Consider the following 20,680-nt stretch of genomic DNA (forward strand, 5'->3'; position numbering starts at 1 on the left):
CCTTCGAGACTCCGACATACTCGGCCATCGTCCGGCAACTCCAATGAGTCTCGCCTTTCGGGCGGTAGTTCTGCGTCAGGTCCACGATCTCGTCGATCTTCTCCTGCGGGATCGAGGGCTTGCGACCTCGACCCTTGCGCACCTCGCCCAACCGCGCCATGCCATCCTCAGCGAACCGTGTCCGCCAGTTCGCCACCGATCCCGGCGATACCGACAACGCCTGCGCGATAGCCGTGTTGGCCACACCCTCGGACGCCATCAACAGCGCCTTGGCCCGCACCACCTCCCGGTGCGCACCCGTCTGCGACCGCGCCAACGACTCGAGCACAACACGCTGCCCATCGGAAATCTGCAAAGCGGGTACCGGATTCCTCATGCACGGATTCTATCGAATCAATCCATATTTATTTGCGAGACACACCACTAGCTGCGTCGGGCGAGGGTGGTGAGAGCTCCCCGAGTTACACACGGTCGGCCGGCGGCATTGATGTACACGCACGATCGGGAGGCAGCCGTGACAGTCGAGAATTTTGCGTAAGTCATTGCTGCTCTGATTTTTTGACACAACAAGCCGGGTTGCCGAAGGCTAGGATGAGGGACCGAGTCCGGCGCTGCAGCCGACAATGGCGCAACGTCCACGACTGCGGTCGTGAGCGCCATCGATGAACTCAGACTCTGACAGTCACGGGTGGCGTTTCACCTCGATGTCATGGACGGTCACAGCAATGTGGCCACAGCTTGGTCGCTGCAACCGCTCCCGGGAAACTCCAAGGCGCGACTGCGGCCGCGTGCGTGTGTCAGGTTCGAATGGCTCTGGCTCATTCTCCGTGATGGTTCCTGAGTATGTCAGTGGCTGAGGTGTATTCGCATGTGTGGGAGGTCGAATCCGGCGCGTCCATCCCTCTGCCGCTCGCGCGTTTTGATTCGATTTACGTTTCCCTCGACAGCGCCGGAGTTGTCGGGCAGGTGGTCAGCCCGTTGAGGACCGCGGCTCGGTCGCGTCCGATCCCCCGGACGAATCGATGCAGGTTCGGCAGATCGTTCGAGGAGACGGCCGCCTTCCAAGGTTGACACGGTCGCCGTGTGCTGGTCAGCATCTCGGGCGAACGAGGTACGAACGCGGCGGTGGTCTCAAGGTGCTGGCAGTTGGCGAGGACTTGCTGCTCGTCGTCGGTGATGCCCTCAGGTCGGTGCAGGATCCGCGAGGCGACGCGCCGAACGTTCGGGATTTTCGACCGTGCAGATGTACGGTGGACTCGTCCAACCCGAGTGCCGACCGGCCTGCGGGGCGGCCAGCAGTTGGCGACGCTGCCAAACGGCCGACGCACGGTTCTCCTCAGCGCGCCCGAGCCCCGTTGGATCGGTTTGATCCACTTGCCCTGGGCCTCGAGCGCGGAAACCGCTTTCATAGCGGCGCTGGGTGGAGGCGACGAGGACGGATTGCTCGCGGCGCGCGGTCAACGCTTGTTCGGCGGTCCGCCGGAAGTCCTCCGCGGCTGTGAGTTCGGTGTGCCGTTCGGGATCGTCTGCAGCCCTGAGTCGGAGACAAACGCTTTGAGCGGCAATGTTTTCCGCGCGGCTTCGGCCAGGTTATGCCACAGCTGTCAGCTTTCGGCGACCTCGATCGCGTCGGGCGCCCCCGTGCGCGCCCCTTCGACGCAAGCGCCGGCGCCAACACGGCACCACGGTCGTGCCCGGGCACGCGGTCGGCCAGTCGGCGAAGGTAATCGACCTTCCTGTCGGTGAGGACGTCGCCGGGGAGGGCGGTGGCCATGTCGATCAGGACGATCCCGGACCGGTGCCGTCGTCGAAGGGCGAAGTCGTCGACTCCGAGGACCTTCAGCGCCCGATGCCGGGTCTGGAAGCGCACGGACAAGTCGTAGCTGGGTGCTGTGTCCCGACAGTTCTGTCGCTGGGTTCCGGAGCGGCCGGCAACCGCCAGCCAAATTCTTTCGAGGCTTCCCTTCAGCATCTGGGGGTGCGCCGTGCACATCACACCGTCTATCTGCTCGGCGAAGGTACGCCCGGGTCGCAGTCGGTGGTCAGACGCAGGAAGCGCCACATCCCGCAGCACGAGGCGACTCAGCCGGTTTCCGATCGATGTCGGCCGCACCGTGCATTCGTAGCTATGTTGACCTTCGTGCAGGACGCCGGCGTCCGGAGACGTGTGGATCCCCGCAGTGAGGGGCGCACCGGCCTCACGGAGGCGATCGAGGCAACCCGTGCCGACCGCCACCGGATTGGCCGGTTCGGCGCAGACTCTTCGAGCAGTCGCTAGAGCCAGGCCTGGCTTTCCCTGAGCGAGACGACGTCTGCAATCTTCGAGATCGTCTCGTGGCCCCGAGGACCGGTGGCACGGCGAGGCGTGCCACCGGATGTCCGGTAATGCTCCGACGCCGAAGGCCAGTTGTGCGGGCATCCTGCGGAGGTCCCGGTCATTCTGCTCGCAAGAAGCAGAAGCCAGTCGATTCCAGTCAGGCGAACTGCTTCATAAGCTTCGCCGCCTGCTCCGGGCGCAGCAGGCGGAAGTGCCCGTCCGCCGTCACCAGTCGCGTCCCCGGCTCAGCAGCGGCGGCTATCCACGCCTGAGCGAAGACATCGCCGTCCCCGCTGGCGACCACTCGCCCGCGCACGAGCAGCTCCACCCCGGAGGGGACGGGGCGCAAGTATTGGACGACGAGCTTCCGGGTCAGGCCCGGTTTGCCTGAGTCTGCCACGACATGCCCCAGCGCGTGATCCATCAGCATTGCCGAGATCCCGCCATGTACGTGGTGCGGCGGGCCTTCGAATGCCTCACCGAACGTACAGGTGGCGCTGGCCACGCCGTCGACAGTCTCGAACGATAACGGAGCAACGAATGGACTCCCCTCCCCGGTCATTGGTGAGAACATTCGTACGCCGTTGTACGGGTCGTCAACCGAGGAGGGCACACCGGCCTGCCGGCTCGTCGCGCCTAGGATCGAGGTGGCCTCGGCGACCAGAAGCCTCGCCTGGCAGAGGATCTTGGTAGGCACCTCCGACATGACCGAGGCGGTCCCGAGGGCGCGGAGCGCCCGACCGAGATCACGGACCGCGCGTCGTCTATCGACGAGATCGCCCGGGACGTCCTGCTCTGCCACAGTTGTCGCTTGACCGAGCAAGGGTCCCCAGGCGATCGTTGGTACCGGGCCGATTCCCTCCAGGTCCTCGCCGTCCCTTGCCCCTCGGCCGACCCTTTCAGATGGCGACTTTACGAATCCCTCATTCACGCGAGGACTCCTGGAATCTACCCGGTTGAGGCCTCGACGGGTCAAACAAATACCGGAGAGTTCCGCATCCCGCATCCCGTATGCCGGCGCCTGCAGCAGCGCCGAACTTGGGGATGCGCATGCTCGGCGCCGTCGGCACTTCGTCGCGGGACGGCTCGGCGCGCCGCTCGCGGATCGATCGTACGACGATGGCGTCCATGTCTTCAATGCCCTGCATGGTGTTCCTTCGAATCGTGGATGAAGACCGGATCACCTCCGGTCAACGGCCGACGTACGTCCCCTTCGTGCGTGTTTTAAATGCCTCGAAGGCCGCGGCAGCGTCCTCGGTGGCAAAGGTAATGCGCTGGTTGTCCCACTCCAGGTCAAGCTGCTCGGCCAGGGTATTCGTCTCAGCACCTCGCAAGGCACGGACCGTCGCCCGCAACCCGAGTGGCGGCAGCTGCGCTAGATCCTTGGCAACCTTCAGCGCGTGCTCCAGCACCTGGCCGTCAGGGACCACCTGGTTGACGAAGCCTGCACGGTGCGCATCTTCCGCCGACATCGGCTGGTCCCGCAGCAAGAAGTCCGTCGCCGCCGATTGTCCCATCAGCTTGGTGACGAAATAACTGGCTCCCATGTCGGGGCCGAATCCAAGTGTGCCGAACGCAGCTTTGAACTTCACCGACTCGCCCGCAATGCGGTAAGTGTGCAGGCCAGCCCATCCGATGCCTCCGCCAGCCACGGCTCCATTGATGGCCGCGATGGTGGGCTTCTGAAAGTTGTTAAGCATCTGAAGAATCCATCGGCCCGGCCCCAACGGGTCGAAACGTCGAGCTTGAGCCGAGACCCCGAGCGAGGCGTGATCACCCTGCATCACTCCGCCGTAAAACATGACATCCGCGTCCGCGCCGGGACCGAGCTTGCCGTCCAGCTGGGCAAAGTCGACGCCGGGGCTCCACGCCGTCGCGCCGTCCGAGACGTTCGCGGTCGTGACGATGACGCGAACGCTGTCGTCACGTTCGAGCTCGGCGGAGACGTCCAAGAGTTCTCTCAGCAGAGACCCTCCGAGTGAGTTATTGGCGAGCGGACGATCGACCGTAAGCACGGCGACGTGCTCATCCACCGACACGTGCAGTTCCTCCGACATAGGCAGCCTTTCCTCGCGCGGGGGCTCCGGCGGACCGGGGAAGCTCCCGAGACATTTTACTGTACATTAAACTTTGGGCGAACAGAAGCATTCGTTCGAACCCCCCACGCGATCAATACCGCGTGGTCGATGATCTGAACCACATCTTCGACGCGCCCGATCAGGACCAGCGATGCCCGCACGGTCGCCGTCGGAGGACCTTGGCCGCTCACTTTGGGTCGGCGCGGTGTTGCCCGAAAAGAGGGCCAGGTCTTCGCACCCCCGACCGCGAGCCACCCGAGTCCCGTGTGACGCAGCCGGGGATTTACCGGTGACACTCAAACGCATCGCGCACCAGAGGATGCTCACGACGCGAATCGCGATCAGACTCCGTACCCTCCATCGACGTTGAGAGTCTGGCCGGTAATCCAGCCGGCACGATCTGACATGAGGAATCGGACTGCCTCGGCCACGTCAGTCACGTCCCCGAACCGACCAAGGGTCGTCTCCGACTTCGCCAAGGCCAGGCCTTGTTCCGTGAAGACCCCCGATTTCACCAACTTGTCGAACATGCCCTCCCCCTCGATGACGCCGGCGCCGACAGCATTCGCGCGAACGCCGAATCGCCCCTCTTCGCCGGCGATGCCCCTGATCAATGCCTGAACCCCCGCCTTGGGGGCCGACGACATCAGGTCCATCTTGCTGTACCGCTCGATCACCGGTGTGACGATGGCGGTTACTGCACCCGACGAAGCACGGAGCATCGGCAGGAAAGGCTGCACCAAGTTGAAGCAGCTCTTGAGGTCGTTGTCGATCACGCGTGAGAAGGTCTCGAGCTCAGTCTTGGCGATGAACGACATCGGAATCACCGGGCCCGCCGCGTAGACGACACCTCGCACGGCGCCGGCATCCGCGACTCGGCTCGCAAAGGCCCGAGCCTCGTCGGGAATCGCAAGATCAACCTGCTCAATCATGGCCTTTCGACCACTCGAACGGACGAGCTCCGCCGTCTCGTCGGCCCCCGCACGATTGCCTCGATACGCCACGACGACGTCATGGCCATCCTCCGCCAGGCTACGAGCGATGGCCCGACCCAAACCACCCGACGCCCCGCCGACAACCGTCCAGCTCATCGATTCCACCATCTTCTCTTCTCACTCCAAACTCAAGGATCGTTCGGCACACGAAACACATCGCGCGTCATCACGACTTCACGGCGCGCTACGGGCCAGCTGAACGAGGACCAACATTCCCGGAAGTATCTAATTCAGACTAAATAATAGGTGCATGTGACCGGGATCGTCAACAAAATCAGGGTGTCGCAGGCATGACCGTAGAAGGGCAGTTAGAATCGGGTTTGTGCCACGCCTAGCGACGAACAATGCCAGCAGCGCTCCCTTAGCGACTACCAAGTCCGCCAAGACCCGAGCCCGGATCTTGGATGCCACGGCGCACATTTTGTGCCGCAAAGGTTTCTCCGGAACTCGCCTGAGCGATATCGCCGACCGCGCCGAGTGTCAAGCACCGGCAATTTACTACTACTTCGAATCGCGCGAGGACCTGATCGAAGAGGTCATCTGGCAGGGAATGGCACACTTGCACGACCATGTGCGCAAGGCCCTCAAAGCTGCGAGCAGCGTGTCACCCGCGGAACGCCTGAACATCGCACTGGAGCAGCACCTACGCTTCATTCTGACCGAGTCCGACTACACAATGGCCGCGATTCGCAATGCCGCCCAGATGCCCATCGAGCTGCGCGATCGGCAACTCGCCGAGCAGCAGAAATACGCGGTGCTGTGGAGGAAGCTGTTCCGGGACGTGCGAACGGCCGGGCAACTTCGGCCGGGCGTCGACGAGCGGCTCGCACGCATGCTCATCCTCGGTTCGCTCAATTGGTCCACCGAATGGTGGCAGCCACGCGGAGAGTCTGTCGACACCTTGGTCCAGAACGCCAAGCGCATGCTCAACGGAGGATTCCTCAAAGAGGTCGATAACGAGGTCGACTGAGCCCCCGATGACAAGCCGGGGATCTCACGGGCCGATGACGGCCCACGAGATCCCCGGTTTCCAGCTACCCGCCTCCACCGACCACCACGTGTTCCGTTAGCAGGCGCTGGGTGGCCGCGCCCTCCGCTCCCTCGGGCGTCGGCTCGCAGGTCTTCGATGTGGCCGTCCGCCTCGTCGCCAGCGAAGCTGGGAGTTCAGCTCTCCAGCTCGACGGAGAGCATGTGCGGTGACGGAACACTGCGAAAGTCCATCCAGTGCCCGTGAGGAGTCCATCCCATGTGGAACGGGAGCTCGATGCGACAGATCGGCCCAGTGCTGATGTCATCCGTATCAAAGATCTGGAACTCGCCGAGGTGCTCCTTGAACTTGGACACAGGAACGATGAGGTAACCATCGCCTTCGGGGGCGTCTACAGTCCGAGGGACAAACGCCGGCTCGAACGGGGACTCGTGGCGATTTGCGGTCAACTTCACTCGCTTGTCCGACCCACTGCGCATGTTGCGTCGAATTAGCGTGTCCATCCGCATCGCGCCTGGCCTGCTATCGCTGGGCGAGCCTCCCACGAGAACACCCCAGTCGTAGGGTCGGCCGAAGTGCCGTTCATCGATCTTCGGGAGCTCGCACATGACATCGTCGAGCACCTCACTCGTGACTGTTCGTGTCTTGAGGTTGATCGTCCATCTGCCAAGCACACTCGGCGCAACCTGGAAGAACGGAATGAAAGGGTCACCTGGTGCTGACATCTCGTCGGTTTGGAACGGCGGACGCCCGAACAACGGTGCGTCGAGCTGGATCGTGTCACCGATCTCGTTAGCCGACAGCATGTGCATCATGTACTGCGGCGGCAAATCGGCAGTGATCCAGATGATCTCCGAGTTGATGTCGAAGCGGTTGATCAGCGCCAGCATGATCGGCTTGGCGACTTCCCATCCGTACCCACCAAGGCCCTTATTCGCCTTTTCGCTCGAGAGCGTGAACGGTTGGAACGGCAGAATGAAGTAGTTCTCGGACAACCACGCGTCGTGGGCGACGGTGTTGTACGGGGCATCGAGAATAGGACGCGACTGGACATCGCCGTTGGGCTTGATCCAGTGAAGGGTGACGAACGGGCGCACGTCGCTGTAACCCCACGCATACAGCATCCCCGTGTCCGCATCCCACTTCGGGTGCGGCGCCATATTGCCGTCATTCTCGTCGATGGGCTCACGGATACCCCGTGAGAGGTCCTTGCCCCAGGAGGGAAAACCCTTGGTCTCGAGCGTTATTGGATCGATGCGAAGCGGAGCCCCGGCCTGCTCACCAACCGCGAAGATGTCGCCAGCGAAGGGGAAAGCATTCACCAGCGCCGTGTTGTGAGAAAGCAGACGCGTCTGCTCATTGCGGATGATGTCACCGAGACCCATCGCACGCCAGTCTTGGCTGATCGCGCAGTCCTCCCACTCGAAGAGGGCTTCTCCGGCCTTCTCCTCGGCCCGGAACTTGGGCGTCCTTACCCACCGGTTGCGGAAGGACGCCTTTCCGTTCTCGAGAACCAAGCCCTGAACCATGCCATCAGTGGTAAAGACACTCTCGACCCCCTGACGCGCAGGGCGTCGAACGGTCGGGCCGTTATGGTACAGCCCACCGTAGATGTCCTTGGGGATCTGACCCTCAATGACTCGACATTCCGGAACCGTGGCCTCGAAGGCCATGGGCCAGAACACTCCCCTTTGCTGCATGCTCATCGCTCCTCAGTCTTGAATCTACTTTTTTGAATCTTGATTTAATTATGCTCTTGGCTAGGATCACGTGTCAACACGACGAGTTCAGAATGAGCGCAGCATGACCTCCGACATATCGGCCGCTCAGGGCATTTCGCGCTTTTAGGGTGGCCACCGCGAGCTAGTCGTTAGCGAGCAATTCAGCGCCATCATCGATCGCGCCTCGCCGAACGGCTCTGTCGGCGGTGAGGGGCGAGTACTTCAGCCTCTGGATGCTGCCAAGACGGTCCAAGACACCGGAGTCGGCGGGCTACGGTCGGCACAGACCGCCATATCTGATCGTCAGGTGGCTGCAGGAGCGCCATGCCGGCGGATTCCTCTCAGCGATGGGCCGCTGGAGAAGAGGCTTTGAGGTCCGTCATCGGCTTTGCCATTAAATTCGAGCCTCCGGCCCCCGTGCAATCGGATCAACGAGGAGTAGGAGGAGCCTCTCCTCTTGAACGGCGAGGCATCGGACCCGAGCTGGCTGCTTTCACTTCTCACATAATCTCATGCCAGACGGAGGATAGTCAGACCAAGCATCGGGTACCGCTCGAATGCACGTATTGCACTCCGAAGACCTGCCGGGACAGCACCCGTCGGGGTGGCGCCTCAAATCGCAGCCCGCCTATCCGCGAAGTCCTCGCGGAACGGCTCATGCTTACAGAGACGGGCAAGGTTGGCGGCTGGCTTCGAATCAGAAGCGAACGACTAACGCCCCTTGACCGCTGATCCGCCCACCGCGAGTCGTGCCATCCGCTCCCCGAGAACCCGCCGCGACTCGCTCGTCCGCGCCCAGCGACTCGAGCATCTCGGGTATCTGCGCGTTGAGGATATCCTGGCGGTTGAAGGTGATACGACAGCTGCCGTCCGTCTGGGCAACCAGCAGTGAGCCGGATGTCAACGTCGTCATAAAGCACCTCCGTTGTCAGGACGGTGGCACCTAGGGATTGTGCACGCTGAATGACGAGGCGATGTCACGCCCGATGATCTCTTTCATGATCTCGGTCGTACCGCCGTAAATCGTCTGCACGCGCGAGTCGATGAAGGCACGGGCAACGGGATACTCGATCATGTACCCATAGCCGCCATGCAGCTGGACGCATCGGTCAACGATCCGTTTCTGGAGCTCAGTGGTCCACCACTTACCCTTCGCCGCATCCGTGGCCGTCAGGGTCCCAGCGTTCTGGCGGACGGCGAGGCTGTCGACATAGGTTTCCGCGATGTCCAGTTCGGTCGCCATTTCGGCCAGCGCGAACCGTGTGTTCTGGAACTCACCGATCGGCTGACCGAATGCCTTTCGCTCGAAACAGTACGCAGCGGTCAGGTCGAAGATGGCGCGAGCATCCGCAACCGCGCCAAGTGTCGTGCTCAGCCTCTCGCGTGGGAGGTGCCTCTTGAGCTGTGACAACCCGGTCCCGTACGTGCCGAGCAGGTTCTCCAGTGGTAGACGCACATCGTTGAAAAAGAGCTCGCCGGTGTCCTGCGAGTGCAGACCCACCTTCTGCAATGGCCGCCCGCGCTCGAATCCAGGCATGCCGTCCTCGACCACGAACAAACTGAAGCCCAGAGAACCATCGTCTTTCACCGTGCGCGCCGCAACGATGACGATTCCGGCAATCGTGCCGTTCGTAATAAATGTTTTGCGACCTGATAAGACCCACTCGTCACCGTCTCGGCGCGCCATCGTTGACATCCCCCGCAAATCGCTGCCCGCTTCCGGTTCGGTCATAGCGACGGCTCCGACAATCTCGCCCGCCGCAAGACCAGGCATCCAGCGATCGAGCTGCTCGTCCGTACCGAGGTCCAGCAGGTAGACCAGAACCATGTCGTCCTGGTTCGCCAGGCCGATCGAGAAGGTGGTCGCTCTCGCCAGCGCCATCTCCTCGCTGACCACCATCCGGAAGCGCACATCGGTCTCGCCCGGTCCCCCGAACTTCTCCGGGATCCCCAGTCCGTAGATTCCAGCGTTGATCGCGGCGGTGAAGGCTGACAGGTCGATTCCACCCTCCTCCTCCCAACGGGCGTAGTGAGGCGTGACCTCCCGTTTGATGAAAGTCCTTACCGTGTCGCGGTACTGCTCGTGCACGTCCTCGTAGATCGCGCTGCTCATGAGACCGGAGCCATCTGGGGGGCGCCCGCAGAACGCTGTGACACGCTGACGCCAGGAAGGATCAACGCGGCGATCGCGTTCCTCAACACTGGCGGGCTGCCGCCGGCCACAATTGTTGCCACGACGTCTCGATGGATGCGCTCGATGGCGTAATTCGTGGTCGCCCCGTAGCCGCCATGGAGCTCCAGCGCCTTCAGCGTGATCTGCGAGGCCACTCGCGCGCCGTAGAGCTTGGCGGCCGTTGTCTCCAACGCCCGCGGGTAGTTACCGTCGATTGCCGAGGCCGCGGCATTTCGCGCCATCAGCCGCAGCGCCTCGAGGTCCGTCCACATGTCGACCAGGGCGTGGTAGACGGCCTGGAACTCGGCCAATGGCCGTCCAAAGGCGACTCGTTCGCGGACGAACCTCTCCGCTTCGTCGTATGCGGCGCCAGCCATGCCGAGGTTGAACGCACAGTTGTGCAATCGCTCCATGTTGAAGGCAGTCATCAGGTCACCGAAGCTGCCCGGCCCCCGAATGATGTTCTCGACAGGAATCACGACGTTCTCCAGCGTCAGGTCCCCGTGAGGGATACCTCGGCACCCAAGGAATTCGGGGCCAGCCTCGATCGTCACACCAGGCATGCCTTCTTCGACGATGACCGCGCCGATTCCTCGGTGCCCCGCAATGTCATCGAACCGAACGAACACGGCATAGAGCTGGTTTACCGTTGCTCCGGTCACAAAGTTTTTCTTGCCGTTGAGGACCCAATCGTCGCCTCTTCGCTCTGCAGTGGTGACAAGGGAGGTCAAGTCCGACCCAAAATCCGGCTCGGTGAGCGCAATGGCGCACTGCCTTGCTCCGGTGACGAGGTCCGGAAGAAACTTGTCCCGGGTCGTCTGCGACTCGGCCATCATCACCATGCACGGTCCCGGTCCGGCTGTGGCGAACAGCGGCTCGCCGATCGCCCAGAACTGCGAGTTCCTGAACATCGCCTCGACGGTGATCAGATAGTCCATCGCGGTCAGTCCCTGGCCGCCGTACTCGGTAGGCATCGTCAGGCCAAGGAGCCCGTGCGCCCTGACATGCTCCACGACCTCGGAGTACGGCACCTTGTTCGACCGATCCCATTCCGCCGACCTGCCACGAAGGGCGGCTCCAGCGGCCTTCGCACGCTCCTGCAGTTCCAGCTGTTGCGCACTGAGGGTGAAATCCACAGCATTCTCCCGTCCTCATACGCTCGACACGAGCGCATGCTTTTGAAGCTTGATTCAAAACTGTATACTACATGAAGAACGGAGGCGCGTCACGGCCTCGAACCCCTCAACGATTCCGAAACGTGTCGAAGAATGACGGTGCGTCGCATAGTGTTCGAGAAGAAGCCGTGAAGACTCCCGCGCGATGGTGACGCCATTCCTGAGTCTTTCGCGTCCTGAGTCTTTCGCGATCGTAGTTGCGACGCGGCAGACGCCCTCGCGTCGACCTCCTGCGGGGTGCCCCGGATGCGGATTGACCACCACGGGTCGCTGCGTGCAGGTCGACGTGCCGACTCAAAGTTCGGCAAGTCCCACCGACCGCTGCTGTATCGGTCGCCCGTCTCGGCGTTGCCGACGCTCGCGTGAAATCGAAAATACCGAAGTGGTGGGCACGTCCCGTCCGCCGCGGCCAGCGGTCCAGATCCCGATCACCACTTCGGCGAGCTGTTTCCCGATCAGCGCATGCAACCGCGCGATCCCGTCCACTCCTTCCGGAAGCCCGCCTTGCTCAGCCTCCGTCCGGGCCGGGCCCATCAGCTCGAGATCATGATGATCCTGAGTTCAAACGTCTCCTACAAACAGCAACATCAGCGGCGCGTCTCGCTGCGTCATGTTCGCCACTCCCTGCCGTCAGCGTGCGGAAGAACTGTCAGCAATCTATGTGGCAGTGCTTCAGTGGCACTGACATTCCATCAGCGATTCCGTTCTGCCCGGCGGACCGGCAGGGCACGATCATTTTCCAGGACTCCAAGTCCAGCAGGAAGAGCACTCACCTACCCGCCGCTACCGGTCACGAGTCTGCCGCATGGCCAGACCCGCTAGCACTCGATAGGGACTCGGGAGGCGGGGTTGGGCGCGCGGCTACTCGCCAAAGGCGACCAACGAAGGCTTGGACCGATGACGAAGAAGCGGATCCGGGATGCGGGCCGAGGTGACACTCACGACGAGACCCGAGCCGACGTGGTGTGGATCCCCCCGCCAGACAAGCCTCAGCCGAGGTTATCGAGGAATTCGACCACATGGGTGGCGAAGACATCGTTGTCGTCACCCGCGATCATGTGGCCGGCGTCTGCCGACTCGACCTGGGCCTGAGGGATGAGCGCCTTCATCTCCTGCACGCCTGCTTCGCTGACGACGTCTGAGTGCTTCCCGCGGACCAGCAGGGTCGGGACGGTGATTGCTCCCGCCGCCTGTGCAAGGCGCTCGACGTGAGCAACGCTCATTCCTTCGTCGGACTGGGTGAGAAACTGAGGATCCCAGTGCCAGTACCAACGGTCGTTCGCATGCAGACGGACATTCTTCCTGAGCCCATCCAGTGATGCGGGTCGAGGACGATGCGGGTTGTAGCCATGGATCGCGTCGGAGACTTCTTGCAGGTCGGCGAAGCCATCAGGCGAGGCCTCCATGAAGTCACGAATGCGCGCCGCGCCTGACTCTTCCACTCGCGGCGTGATATCGACGAGAACGAGTGCCCGCGCGAATCCCGGAGCCTCACCTGCTGTCAGCATGGCCACGATGCCGCCCATTGATGCGCCCACCACGACCGGGTCTCCGCCTACGAGCGCACATGCGCGACTGAGGTCGCTCACCATCGCATCGAACCGGTAGTCTCCGGTCGGATCCCAGTCACTGTCGCCGTGACCACGAGCGTCGTATGCGAGGACTTTCCAGCCCGCCCGAGCGAACAGCGCGCTGCTGACCCTCCAGGAATGGCGAGTCTGTCCGCCGCCGTGAAGCATGACTATCGAGCCGCGAGGTGGCACCACAGGGTCAGGAAGCCACAAGTCGCCGACTAACGCAATGCCGTCATTCACCTCGAACTTGACGATCTCGTGCGACACGCCGTTCCTCTCGTCGGCAAGGAGAAGCCTCCTCGCGCGTGTTGTCTGATCTAGGCGCATTCGATGACAGGTGCCATTCCGTGGCCGCCACCATGTCTGCGGGCGGTGAGGCCGTGCGGCATTCTTCGCCAGCAGATCTCGGGATGTGGGTACATACAGCGGCGATATTCTTGGCGGAACCGGCCTTCTGTCAATCGTGCTCCCAGCGCCCGTCACTTCTGCTCGTTCGCGGGCCGTCGTAGCCCCCGCCGGATTGTCGACTGACTTGACGAACCCGTTCATCGGCCTGTCTTAATATAGATTAAGTCATGCTTTGGCGTACCGGGCGCCGGATCCGCGCCTATGAGCAGAACACATTGCCTTCTTGGGCTCTACCGTCCCATCAATCACTTCCCGCACGTCGAGCAGTCGAATCCTGCGGCGGACGTCGCTGTCCGGGGCGGGCTAGCGAAGTACAAGCGTTACCCGAACGGACTGTTCGGTCTAACTCAGCTCGAGTTCACGCCTATCAAACTCTCCGGCCGCAGTGCGTGGTATGTCGTTGACGAAGTCAACCCTCTGAGGTGCCTTCTCGTGCGCAACTCGGTCGCGGGCGTAGTCGATGATATCGGCAGCTGGTCGGAACATTCGCGGACTTCCGGCTTGACCCTCACGACTGCTTTGAACTGCTGTCCCCGCTTCAGATCGTCGACGCTGATCACAACAACGTCGTAGATTGCCGGGTGCATCATCAAGACGTCTTCGACCTCCTCCGGGCAGCGGTCGACTCTGCTGAAGGTGGTCATGTTGCTGTGCGATCGGCCAGGAACAAATAGCCATCCGCATCAAGAAATCCGTGGTCACCCACTGCGGTCCAGGTGGGATGGTCGGGATGTCGAGCAGCAGCAGTTTTCTCCGGGTCCTTGTGATACTCGAACGGCTGGTCTTCACGTTCGAAATAGACGGTGCCAACCTCGCCGGCGGGTAGCTCTGTCCCCTCGTCGTCACAGATATGCAGTGTTCCGAGCACACTGCGACCTACCGAACAGGGTTTCGTGAGCCATTCGTCCGACGAGATGGTGGTAAATCCGTTTCCCTCGGTGGGCGAGTAGTACTCGTTCAAAATCATTCCTACCCAGTCGATCATGGACTTCTTGACGGAGGGAGGACATGGTGCTGCAGCGTGCACGACACTGCGCAGACTGGATAGGTCGTATTTCGCGCGAACGGCTTCGGGCAGCTGCAGCATACGCACGAACATAGTCGGCACCATCTGGGCGACGGTAACGAAATGCTGCTCGATGACCCGCAAAGCCTCCTCCGCGTCGAATTTCTCCATCACTACCACGGTGCCCCCATACGCGTGAACAGCACCGCACCAACGAAGAGGTGCAGCGTGATAGATCGGGGCCGGCGAGAGATACACATCTGAAAAGGTCAATTCATATGCAGAGCCGATGGCGCTCGTGGTGGGATCACCCGGCTGATCGACCTCGATCTGCAGCAGCGGCGATTTCATCCCCATTGGGCGGCCCGTAGTTCCAGAGGAGTAGAGCAGGTCGGAGCCGCGGGGACACTGGACAAGCGGCACACCTACGTTCGCACGCATGTCCTCGTAGGACCGATACCCCTCGATCTGACCGCCGAAACAGAAGCGGTCCGCGATCTGCAGGGTGAGCGGAACCAACGCTTCGGCAAAGGCCCGGACACCCGCCGAAACGACGAGAACCTTCGAATCACTGTCGTGAATGATGAAGGCAGCGTCGACGGGTGAGAGATTGCGATCGACCGGTGTCACGTACAGACCGGAGCGCAGGGCAGCCCAATATAATTCGAAGCACTCCGGCGCGTTGTCCGACACAAAAGCGAACGCGTCGCCCTTACGAAGCCCCAGGTCGTGGAGTACCCGCGCGAACCTCGCCGAGTTCTCGTTGAGTTCTCGATAGGTCAGAGTGCGTCCCGACTCGCTCATGACTACAGCTGGCCGGTCAGGCGATGTCACAGCATGCACACCGGGAAACATGTCGCTAAACCTCGAGTCGTTATCGACGGTGGGACGGTGGGTGACGATCATCCAGAGAGGCTTCTGCGGCCGTCTCGCAACGCAGGGTTCCGTCGGAGATCATCTGGCGAACTTCGAGGGCGCGAACCTTGCCCGAAGCAGTGGTGGGGAGCGTGTCGGTGAAGTACCACCGCTGTGGCACCTTGTACTCCGCCAGATGCGTCGCACAGTGCCGTTCCAGATCCTCTCGAAGTGCGTGATGGTCGGTGGCCGCGTTGCACACCACCACTCCTGCGACGATCTCACCGAGCCGCTGATCAGGTATTCCGACAACGACCACCTGAGCGACAGCGGGGTGACCGCTCAAGCAGTCGGACACTTCGTTCGGAGAGATGTTCTCCCCTCCCCGGATGATCAACTCTTTGAGCCGGCCGGTGAGCGTGATCATCCCACGCTCATCCATCGATCCGAGGTCGCCGGTGTGGAGCCATCCGTCGAGGTCTACGGTGCGGGCAGTGGCCTCAGGGTCTCGAAAGTACCCCAGCATCTGCTGGTAACCACGCGCGCATATTTCTCCGGGGACGTCGACCTCTTGCGTATGCCCCGTGACCGGATCGGCGATGCGGCATTCGACCTGCGGAAGCGGGCGGCCGACTGTTGTGGTGATGCCCCTCGCGCTGTCGTCGCGTCGCGTCGCGGTCAATGGGGCCGATAGCTCCGTTTGACCATAGACGTTGAGCACCGTGCCACCGAACAATTCCCTAGCCTTCTCGATCATCGAGGAGGGTACGCTTGCGGCGCCGACCAGGATGGTGGGAATGGTTTGGGGTGCAATATCACCCGCCTTCGCCGTCTGCAGGAGACCATGCAACATCGCGGGTACTAGAAGAATCGTCGAGACCCCCTCACGTTCGACGGTCGCCAGTACCTCCGTCGGATTCCAGCGGTCCACGATGACGAGGGTGCCGCCGACCGCGAGCGCTCCGAGGGTCGAGGTTACGCATCCGGCGGTGTGAAACTGCGGAAAAGGCGAGAGGATGACCGAGCCGGGTTCGACGCCAGCGGTCAGCAGCGTGATGCGTGCAACGTTGACCATGGACCGGTGTGCGAGGAGAACGCCCTTTTGCTTCCCCGTGGTGCCCGAGGTGTATTGCAGCATGGCGGCAGTGTGGGGATCAACGGACGGCCACTCGAACGCGGGATCATGCGATTCCGTTGCCCAACGGGCGACGGTATCCAGAGAGTGAGCTGCTCGCACAAGTGGGCAATCGGGCAATATCGCCTCGATGACGGCGCCTAAGTCACGGTCACGGTAGGACGTCGTGAAGAGAAGCATCGTCGCTTCGGAGTTTGCAAGTGTGTATCGCAGCTCGTCGATTCCCGCTTGCGGGTTGAGGGCAACCAGGACCCGGCCGGTCATCGCGGCCGCGTACTCGATGAGCGGCCATTCGACGACATTGGCCACGAGCAGCGCGACATGTTCCCCAGGACGGGTGTGTTCGAGGAGAGCAGCGGCGATCGCCCGCGCCTTTTCGAGGATCTGGTGATATGTCAGGCGCTGATTCTCTCCGCGATGATCGTTACCGATCAGAGCCAGACGGTCCCCGAACTGGCCTGCCTGTGCTGTCAGCAGGGTGGCCGAGGTGTGGTCGAGCAAATCGATGCTCTCGTCTCGAGTCCAGTGTGCCTGCCGAAGCGGCGTGCCGATCCCTGCGGACATTATGTCTTCCATTCTCCCAAAAGGCACCCGCTGCCCGGTCGGTCGTGAGCGGATGGTGTGAGACTCGTCCGACCAGGTGCCGGTTATCGCGATTTTCAGCTGCTGACGAATTACGCTGGCGGATTCGTAATGTCGTTCAGGACGTCGGTTCGCGGCCATCCCACTCCCCCTATGTCTGCCATCCGCCGTCGATGACGAGATTTTGACCGGTGACGTACGACGACTCGTCCGACGCGAGGTACACCGCTCCTGCGGCGATGTCGTCGCCTGTTCCGAAGCGCTTGACAAGCATGTGATCGAGGCGCCTGGTGTCCGAGGTTCGACCGCCTGATGACAGATTTGGAGCTCCGACCTTCCTACATCAGCCGTCCGCCGCCGACCTCGAGGACTGCACCCGTCATGAAGCTCGACAGATCCGAGGCCAGGAACAGTGCCGTACCCGCGACCTCATGCGGTTCCCCCGCGCGCTTCATCGGAATCGTCGATTCCAGGTTCGCGAACGCTTCGGCAGACATCGCTGCGGTCATGGGTGTGCGGATGAGTCCGGGCGCGATCGCATTGACACGAACAGCCCTGCTCGCGAGTTCCTTCGCGGATGCTTTCGTCATACCCACGATGCCGGCCTTTGCCGCGCTGTAGTTGGTCTGGCCGAAGTTACCGCCCTTACCCGACAGGGAAGACATATTGATGATCGAGCCGCGCCCCTGCTCGCGCATGATCGCGCCGGCGGTCTTCACACCGAGCCAGGTGCCGGTCATGTGGACGTTGACGACCAGTTCGAAGTCGCTGAGCGACATTTTCGCCATCCGGTTGTCGCGGGTGATACCGGCATTGTTGACCCAGATGTCGAGTGATCCGAACTGTGACACAGCACTGTCGGCTACCCGTGAAACCGCGTCTTCGTCGGTCACATTGCATGCAAGAGCCACCACATCCCCGCCACCAAGCGATTCCGCGGCGATCTCGGCCTTGGCCTGGTCGAGATCGGCGATGATGACCTTCGCGCCGTGCTTGGACAACGCCGCGGCGATCTCGTAACCGATTCCCTGAGCGGCTCCGGTGACGACGGCCACCTTTCCTGCTACCAAGCCCGGCTCTGTGACAAGCAATTCCGGAGCCAATGCAATTTCAGACATTCGTCAAACCCTCTTTTCATAGCATGCTCGGCCGATGATCAGCTTCTGCACTTCATGGTTGCTTCGTAGATGCGTTACATATGGGGATCGCGATGGAACCGCTCGGTCGGGGGGCGTTCCGCATCTGCCCGAGGGCCTTTACACCTCCGGTCCGCGATGCCGTGGTTTCGTCCCGAACAGAGACCGGAGGACTAAGTGGCCGAATTCCACTGCGCGCTGTACGTCTTCTCGCATTTTCAACCCATGCCCGCCGTACTCCTCGGGAAGGGCACACCCGAACAGAGGCACCGCAATGGATGTACTCGGCGATAGCGTCGGCCTCGTCGCGGCGAAGTCCTCTGCTTGCGTATGAATACGATTACTGCCGTGACTATCTGGACGAAGCCGTCTTGGTCGATGACTCGAGTTCTTATCTGTACCGAGTCGTGCTGGGAGGTATACGCTCAATGCCTTCGTAGGCGGGTTCGGGACGCCAGGGGAACCATTCCGGAAGGTCGGAGCCCGGGTTGAGTGTCCACACCGGGGGACGCTTGTCCAGGAACGCCTTGACTCCCTCTGCGGCGTCCGGGCCCGATCCGGTGTACGCGATCGCCGCGGACTCGATCTCATGCGCGACCATCGGGTGGTCGGCGCCCATCATCTGCCACAGCAGTTGGCGCGTCAGCGCGACGGATACCGGGGCGGCGCTTCGTGCGATTTCCTGCGCAATCTCGGTGGCGACGGCGAGGACTTCTTCGGCGGGATGGAGGCTGCGCACCAGCCCGGCTTCAAGAGCTTCCTTGGCCCGGAACACTCGCCCGGTCATCGCCCAGTCCAGGGCACGGTTCGGTCCGACGACGCGCGGGAGGAACCAGCTTGCCGCGCCGTCAGGAACGATGCCACGAGCTGTGAACGGGAACCCAATCTTCGCAGAGTCCGCGGCGACCCGGATGTCCATTGGAAGAGTCAGTGACGCACCGAATCCCACGGCCGGCCCGTTGATCGCAGCGATGACGGGCTTGAGGGAGCGGAAAATGCGCAGGGTTACTCGCCCACCGGTATCACGGGGCGGACCTGATTCGCCGTTTGTCCGGTTGAACGAGTCCCCCCCGGAGGAGAGGTCCGCCCCAGCGCAGAACGCGCGCCCGGATCCTGTCACCACGACGGCGCGCACCGAGTCGTCGGCGTCGGCAGCGTCGAAGGCGTCGATGAGTGCGTCGCACATGGCGGTGGTCACTGCGTTGAGGTTCTCGGGGCGATTGAGTGTCACGAATGCGACGTTGTCGGAGACCTCGTAGAGGATGTCGGGCACGGTCTGTGGTCCTTTTCCGGCTTGTTCAGTGGTTGAGGAGTTCGAGGATCGTGGCGTTGGCCATGCCGCCGCCCTCGCACATCGTTTGGAGCCCGTATCGGATTCCGTTCGCCTTCATGTGGTGGACGAGCGTGGTCATCAAGCGGCCACCAGAGGCGCCGAGCGGATGGCCCAGGGCGATGGCGCCACCATTCGGGTTCAGACGGGTCGGGTCGGCACCGGTCTCGGCCAGCCAGGCCATCGATACGCTCGCGAACGCCTCGTTGACCTCGAATGCACCGATGTCGGCGATGCCCAGCCCGGCCTTACCGAGGACCTTCTCCGTCGCCGGAATCGGACCGGTCAGCATGAGCACTGGGTCGACACCGGCCAGCGCGAAGCTGTGCAGTCGTGCGAGCGGCTTCCATCCCAGCTGACGTGCACGTTCGCTGGTCGTGATGAGCAGTGCGGAAGCGCCGTCGGAGATCTGCGAGGAGTTCGCGGCCGTGATGACTCCGTCCTCGGAGAATGCCGGCTTGAGCTTGGCTAACGACTCGAGCGAGCCGCCGCGCCGCACACCCTCATCGGTGTCGACGACCGATGACGTTCCGTCCTCACCCGTCACCTCGATGGGAGCGATTTCGTTCTTGAAACGGCCTGCATCGATCGCCTCGGCGGTCTTGGCGTGCGACTCGAGTGCATGCTGGTCGAGATCGGTGCGGCTGAAACCCCAGCGGCGGGCGATGGTCTCCGCGCTCACTCCCTGGTTGAACTCGATTCCGTCGTAGCGAGCAAGAGCTTTGGGTCCGTACGGTTCCCCGAACCCTGCCCGCCGCGGTGAACCCATCGGCACGCGACTCATCAGCTCGACACCGCCGGCGACCGCGATGTCGTACTGACCCGACATGACACCTGCGGCGGCGAAGTGGACTGCCTGCTGCGACGAACCACACTGACGGTCGATGGTCACCGCGGGGATGTCCTCCGGCCAGCCGGCTCCGAGCACGGCGAAGCGGCCCAGGTTTCCACTCTGTTCACCTACCTGCGACACGCAGCCCCAGATCACGTCCTCGACCAGGGTGGGATCGAGGTCGTTTCGGGCCGCGAGTGCCTCGAGCACCATGGCGGACAGGTCGACCGGGTGGACGCCGGCCAAGGCGCCGTTGCGCTTCCCTACGGGGCTTCGTACTGCATCGACAATGACGGCGTCTCTCATTGGACTACCTTTCTCGGCTTCTGACTACGGTCGCGACGGCACCCTCTGGCCGTCGTGGGGGGTCGATCG

16 protein-coding genes and 1 pseudogene are annotated in these 20,680 nt (G+C 62.4%); 1 reads left to right on the top strand and 16 read right to left on the bottom strand.

The genetic code is table 11. From position 1 onward, the window contains the following. From G9373_RS16010 to G9373_RS16025, 4 genes are all read right to left on the bottom strand, one after another. A partial coding sequence (locus G9373_RS16010; RefSeq protein WP_167115731.1) for a helix-turn-helix domain-containing protein occupies window positions 1-376 on the bottom strand: 376 nt, incomplete at its 3' end. Between the two features lie 2,098 nt (window positions 377-2,474). Continuing rightward, window positions 2,475-3,119: a PaaI family thioesterase gene (locus G9373_RS48190; RefSeq protein WP_164065580.1), complete on the bottom strand. Its 645-nt coding sequence runs from the start codon at window positions 3,117-3,119 to the stop codon at window positions 2,475-2,477. A 388-nt stretch (window positions 3,120-3,507) separates the two neighbouring features. Then, a complete protein-coding gene (locus G9373_RS16020; RefSeq protein ID WP_141471507.1) occupies window positions 3,508-4,374 on the bottom strand; it encodes an enoyl-CoA hydratase/isomerase family protein in 867 nt (288 codons plus the stop codon). A 362-nt stretch (window positions 4,375-4,736) separates the two neighbouring features. Next, window positions 4,737-5,486 carry an SDR family oxidoreductase gene (locus G9373_RS16025; RefSeq protein ID WP_240960532.1) on the bottom strand — a complete coding sequence of 250 codons (750 nt, stop codon included), beginning with the start codon at window positions 5,484-5,486 and terminating at the stop codon, window positions 4,737-4,739. 304 nt (window positions 5,487-5,790) lie between these two features. Here G9373_RS16025 and G9373_RS16030 point away from each other — a divergent pair, with 304 nt between their 5' ends. Then, window positions 5,791-6,360, top strand: coding sequence for a TetR/AcrR family transcriptional regulator (locus G9373_RS16030; protein ID WP_206032248.1), 570 nt, complete (start codon window positions 5,791-5,793; stop codon window positions 6,358-6,360). 194 nt (window positions 6,361-6,554) lie between these two features. On the opposite strand, the gene G9373_RS16035 is transcribed toward G9373_RS16030, so the two are convergent. The 12 genes and pseudogenes from G9373_RS16035 to G9373_RS16085 form a co-directional block, all read right to left on the bottom strand. Then, a complete protein-coding gene (locus G9373_RS16035) occupies window positions 6,555-8,084 on the bottom strand; it encodes a carotenoid oxygenase family protein (protein WP_164065579.1) in 1,530 nt (509 codons plus the stop codon). 712 nt (window positions 8,085-8,796) lie between these two features. Further along, entirely contained in the window at window positions 8,797-9,012 is a 216-nt protein-coding gene (locus G9373_RS16040) for a hypothetical protein (RefSeq protein WP_167115734.1), read from the bottom strand. A 30-nt stretch (window positions 9,013-9,042) separates the two neighbouring features. Continuing rightward, window positions 9,043-10,212 carry an acyl-CoA dehydrogenase family protein gene (locus G9373_RS16045; RefSeq protein WP_164065122.1) on the bottom strand — a complete coding sequence of 390 codons (1,170 nt, stop codon included), beginning with the start codon at window positions 10,210-10,212 and terminating at the stop codon, window positions 9,043-9,045. After that, window positions 10,209-11,408 (bottom strand): acyl-CoA dehydrogenase family protein, encoded by a 1,200-nt coding sequence (locus G9373_RS16050; RefSeq protein ID WP_164065121.1) that lies wholly within the window; start codon window positions 11,406-11,408, stop codon window positions 10,209-10,211. Before G9373_RS16050 ends, G9373_RS16045 begins: the two co-directional genes overlap by 4 nt. A 1,028-nt stretch (window positions 11,409-12,436) precedes the next feature. Then, window positions 12,437-13,288 carry an alpha/beta hydrolase gene (locus G9373_RS16055; protein WP_241962034.1) on the bottom strand — a complete coding sequence of 284 codons (852 nt, stop codon included), beginning with the start codon at window positions 13,286-13,288 and terminating at the stop codon, window positions 12,437-12,439. 488 nt (window positions 13,289-13,776) lie between these two features. Continuing rightward, window positions 13,777-14,073, bottom strand: coding sequence for a hypothetical protein (locus tag G9373_RS48195; protein ID WP_346842828.1), 297 nt, complete (start codon window positions 14,071-14,073; stop codon window positions 13,777-13,779). Next, on the bottom strand, window positions 14,070-15,341 hold the full coding sequence (locus G9373_RS16060; protein WP_346842829.1) for an AMP-binding protein: 1,272 nt from the start codon (window positions 15,339-15,341) through the stop codon (window positions 14,070-14,072). Before G9373_RS16060 ends, G9373_RS48195 begins: the two co-directional genes overlap by 4 nt. Further along, complete coding sequence (locus G9373_RS16065; RefSeq protein WP_240960533.1) at window positions 15,310-17,148, bottom strand: class I adenylate-forming enzyme family protein; 1,839 nt, start codon at window positions 17,146-17,148, stop codon at window positions 15,310-15,312. Before G9373_RS16065 ends, G9373_RS16060 begins: the two co-directional genes overlap by 32 nt. A gap of 10 nt (window positions 17,149-17,158) precedes the next feature. Beyond that, window positions 17,159-17,275: pseudogene (locus G9373_RS16070) on the bottom strand (SDR family oxidoreductase); the annotation flags it as partial. Between the two features lie 70 nt (window positions 17,276-17,345). Continuing rightward, window positions 17,346-18,125: a 3-oxoacyl-ACP reductase FabG gene (fabG, locus tag G9373_RS16075; RefSeq protein ID WP_141471500.1), complete on the bottom strand. Its 780-nt coding sequence runs from the start codon at window positions 18,123-18,125 to the stop codon at window positions 17,346-17,348. A 409-nt stretch (window positions 18,126-18,534) separates the two neighbouring features. Then, a complete protein-coding gene (locus G9373_RS16080; RefSeq protein ID WP_164065117.1) occupies window positions 18,535-19,416 on the bottom strand; it encodes an enoyl-CoA hydratase-related protein in 882 nt (293 codons plus the stop codon). 25 nt (window positions 19,417-19,441) lie between these two features. After that, window positions 19,442-20,611: a thiolase family protein gene (locus G9373_RS16085; protein WP_164065116.1), complete on the bottom strand. Its 1,170-nt coding sequence runs from the start codon at window positions 20,609-20,611 to the stop codon at window positions 19,442-19,444. Between the last annotated feature and the right edge of the window lie 69 nt (window positions 20,612-20,680).

It is taken from the genome of Rhodococcus sp. A14 (genome assembly GCF_011603105.1).
Lineage (GTDB): Bacteria > Actinomycetota > Actinomycetes > Mycobacteriales > Mycobacteriaceae > Rhodococcus_F > Rhodococcus_F opacus.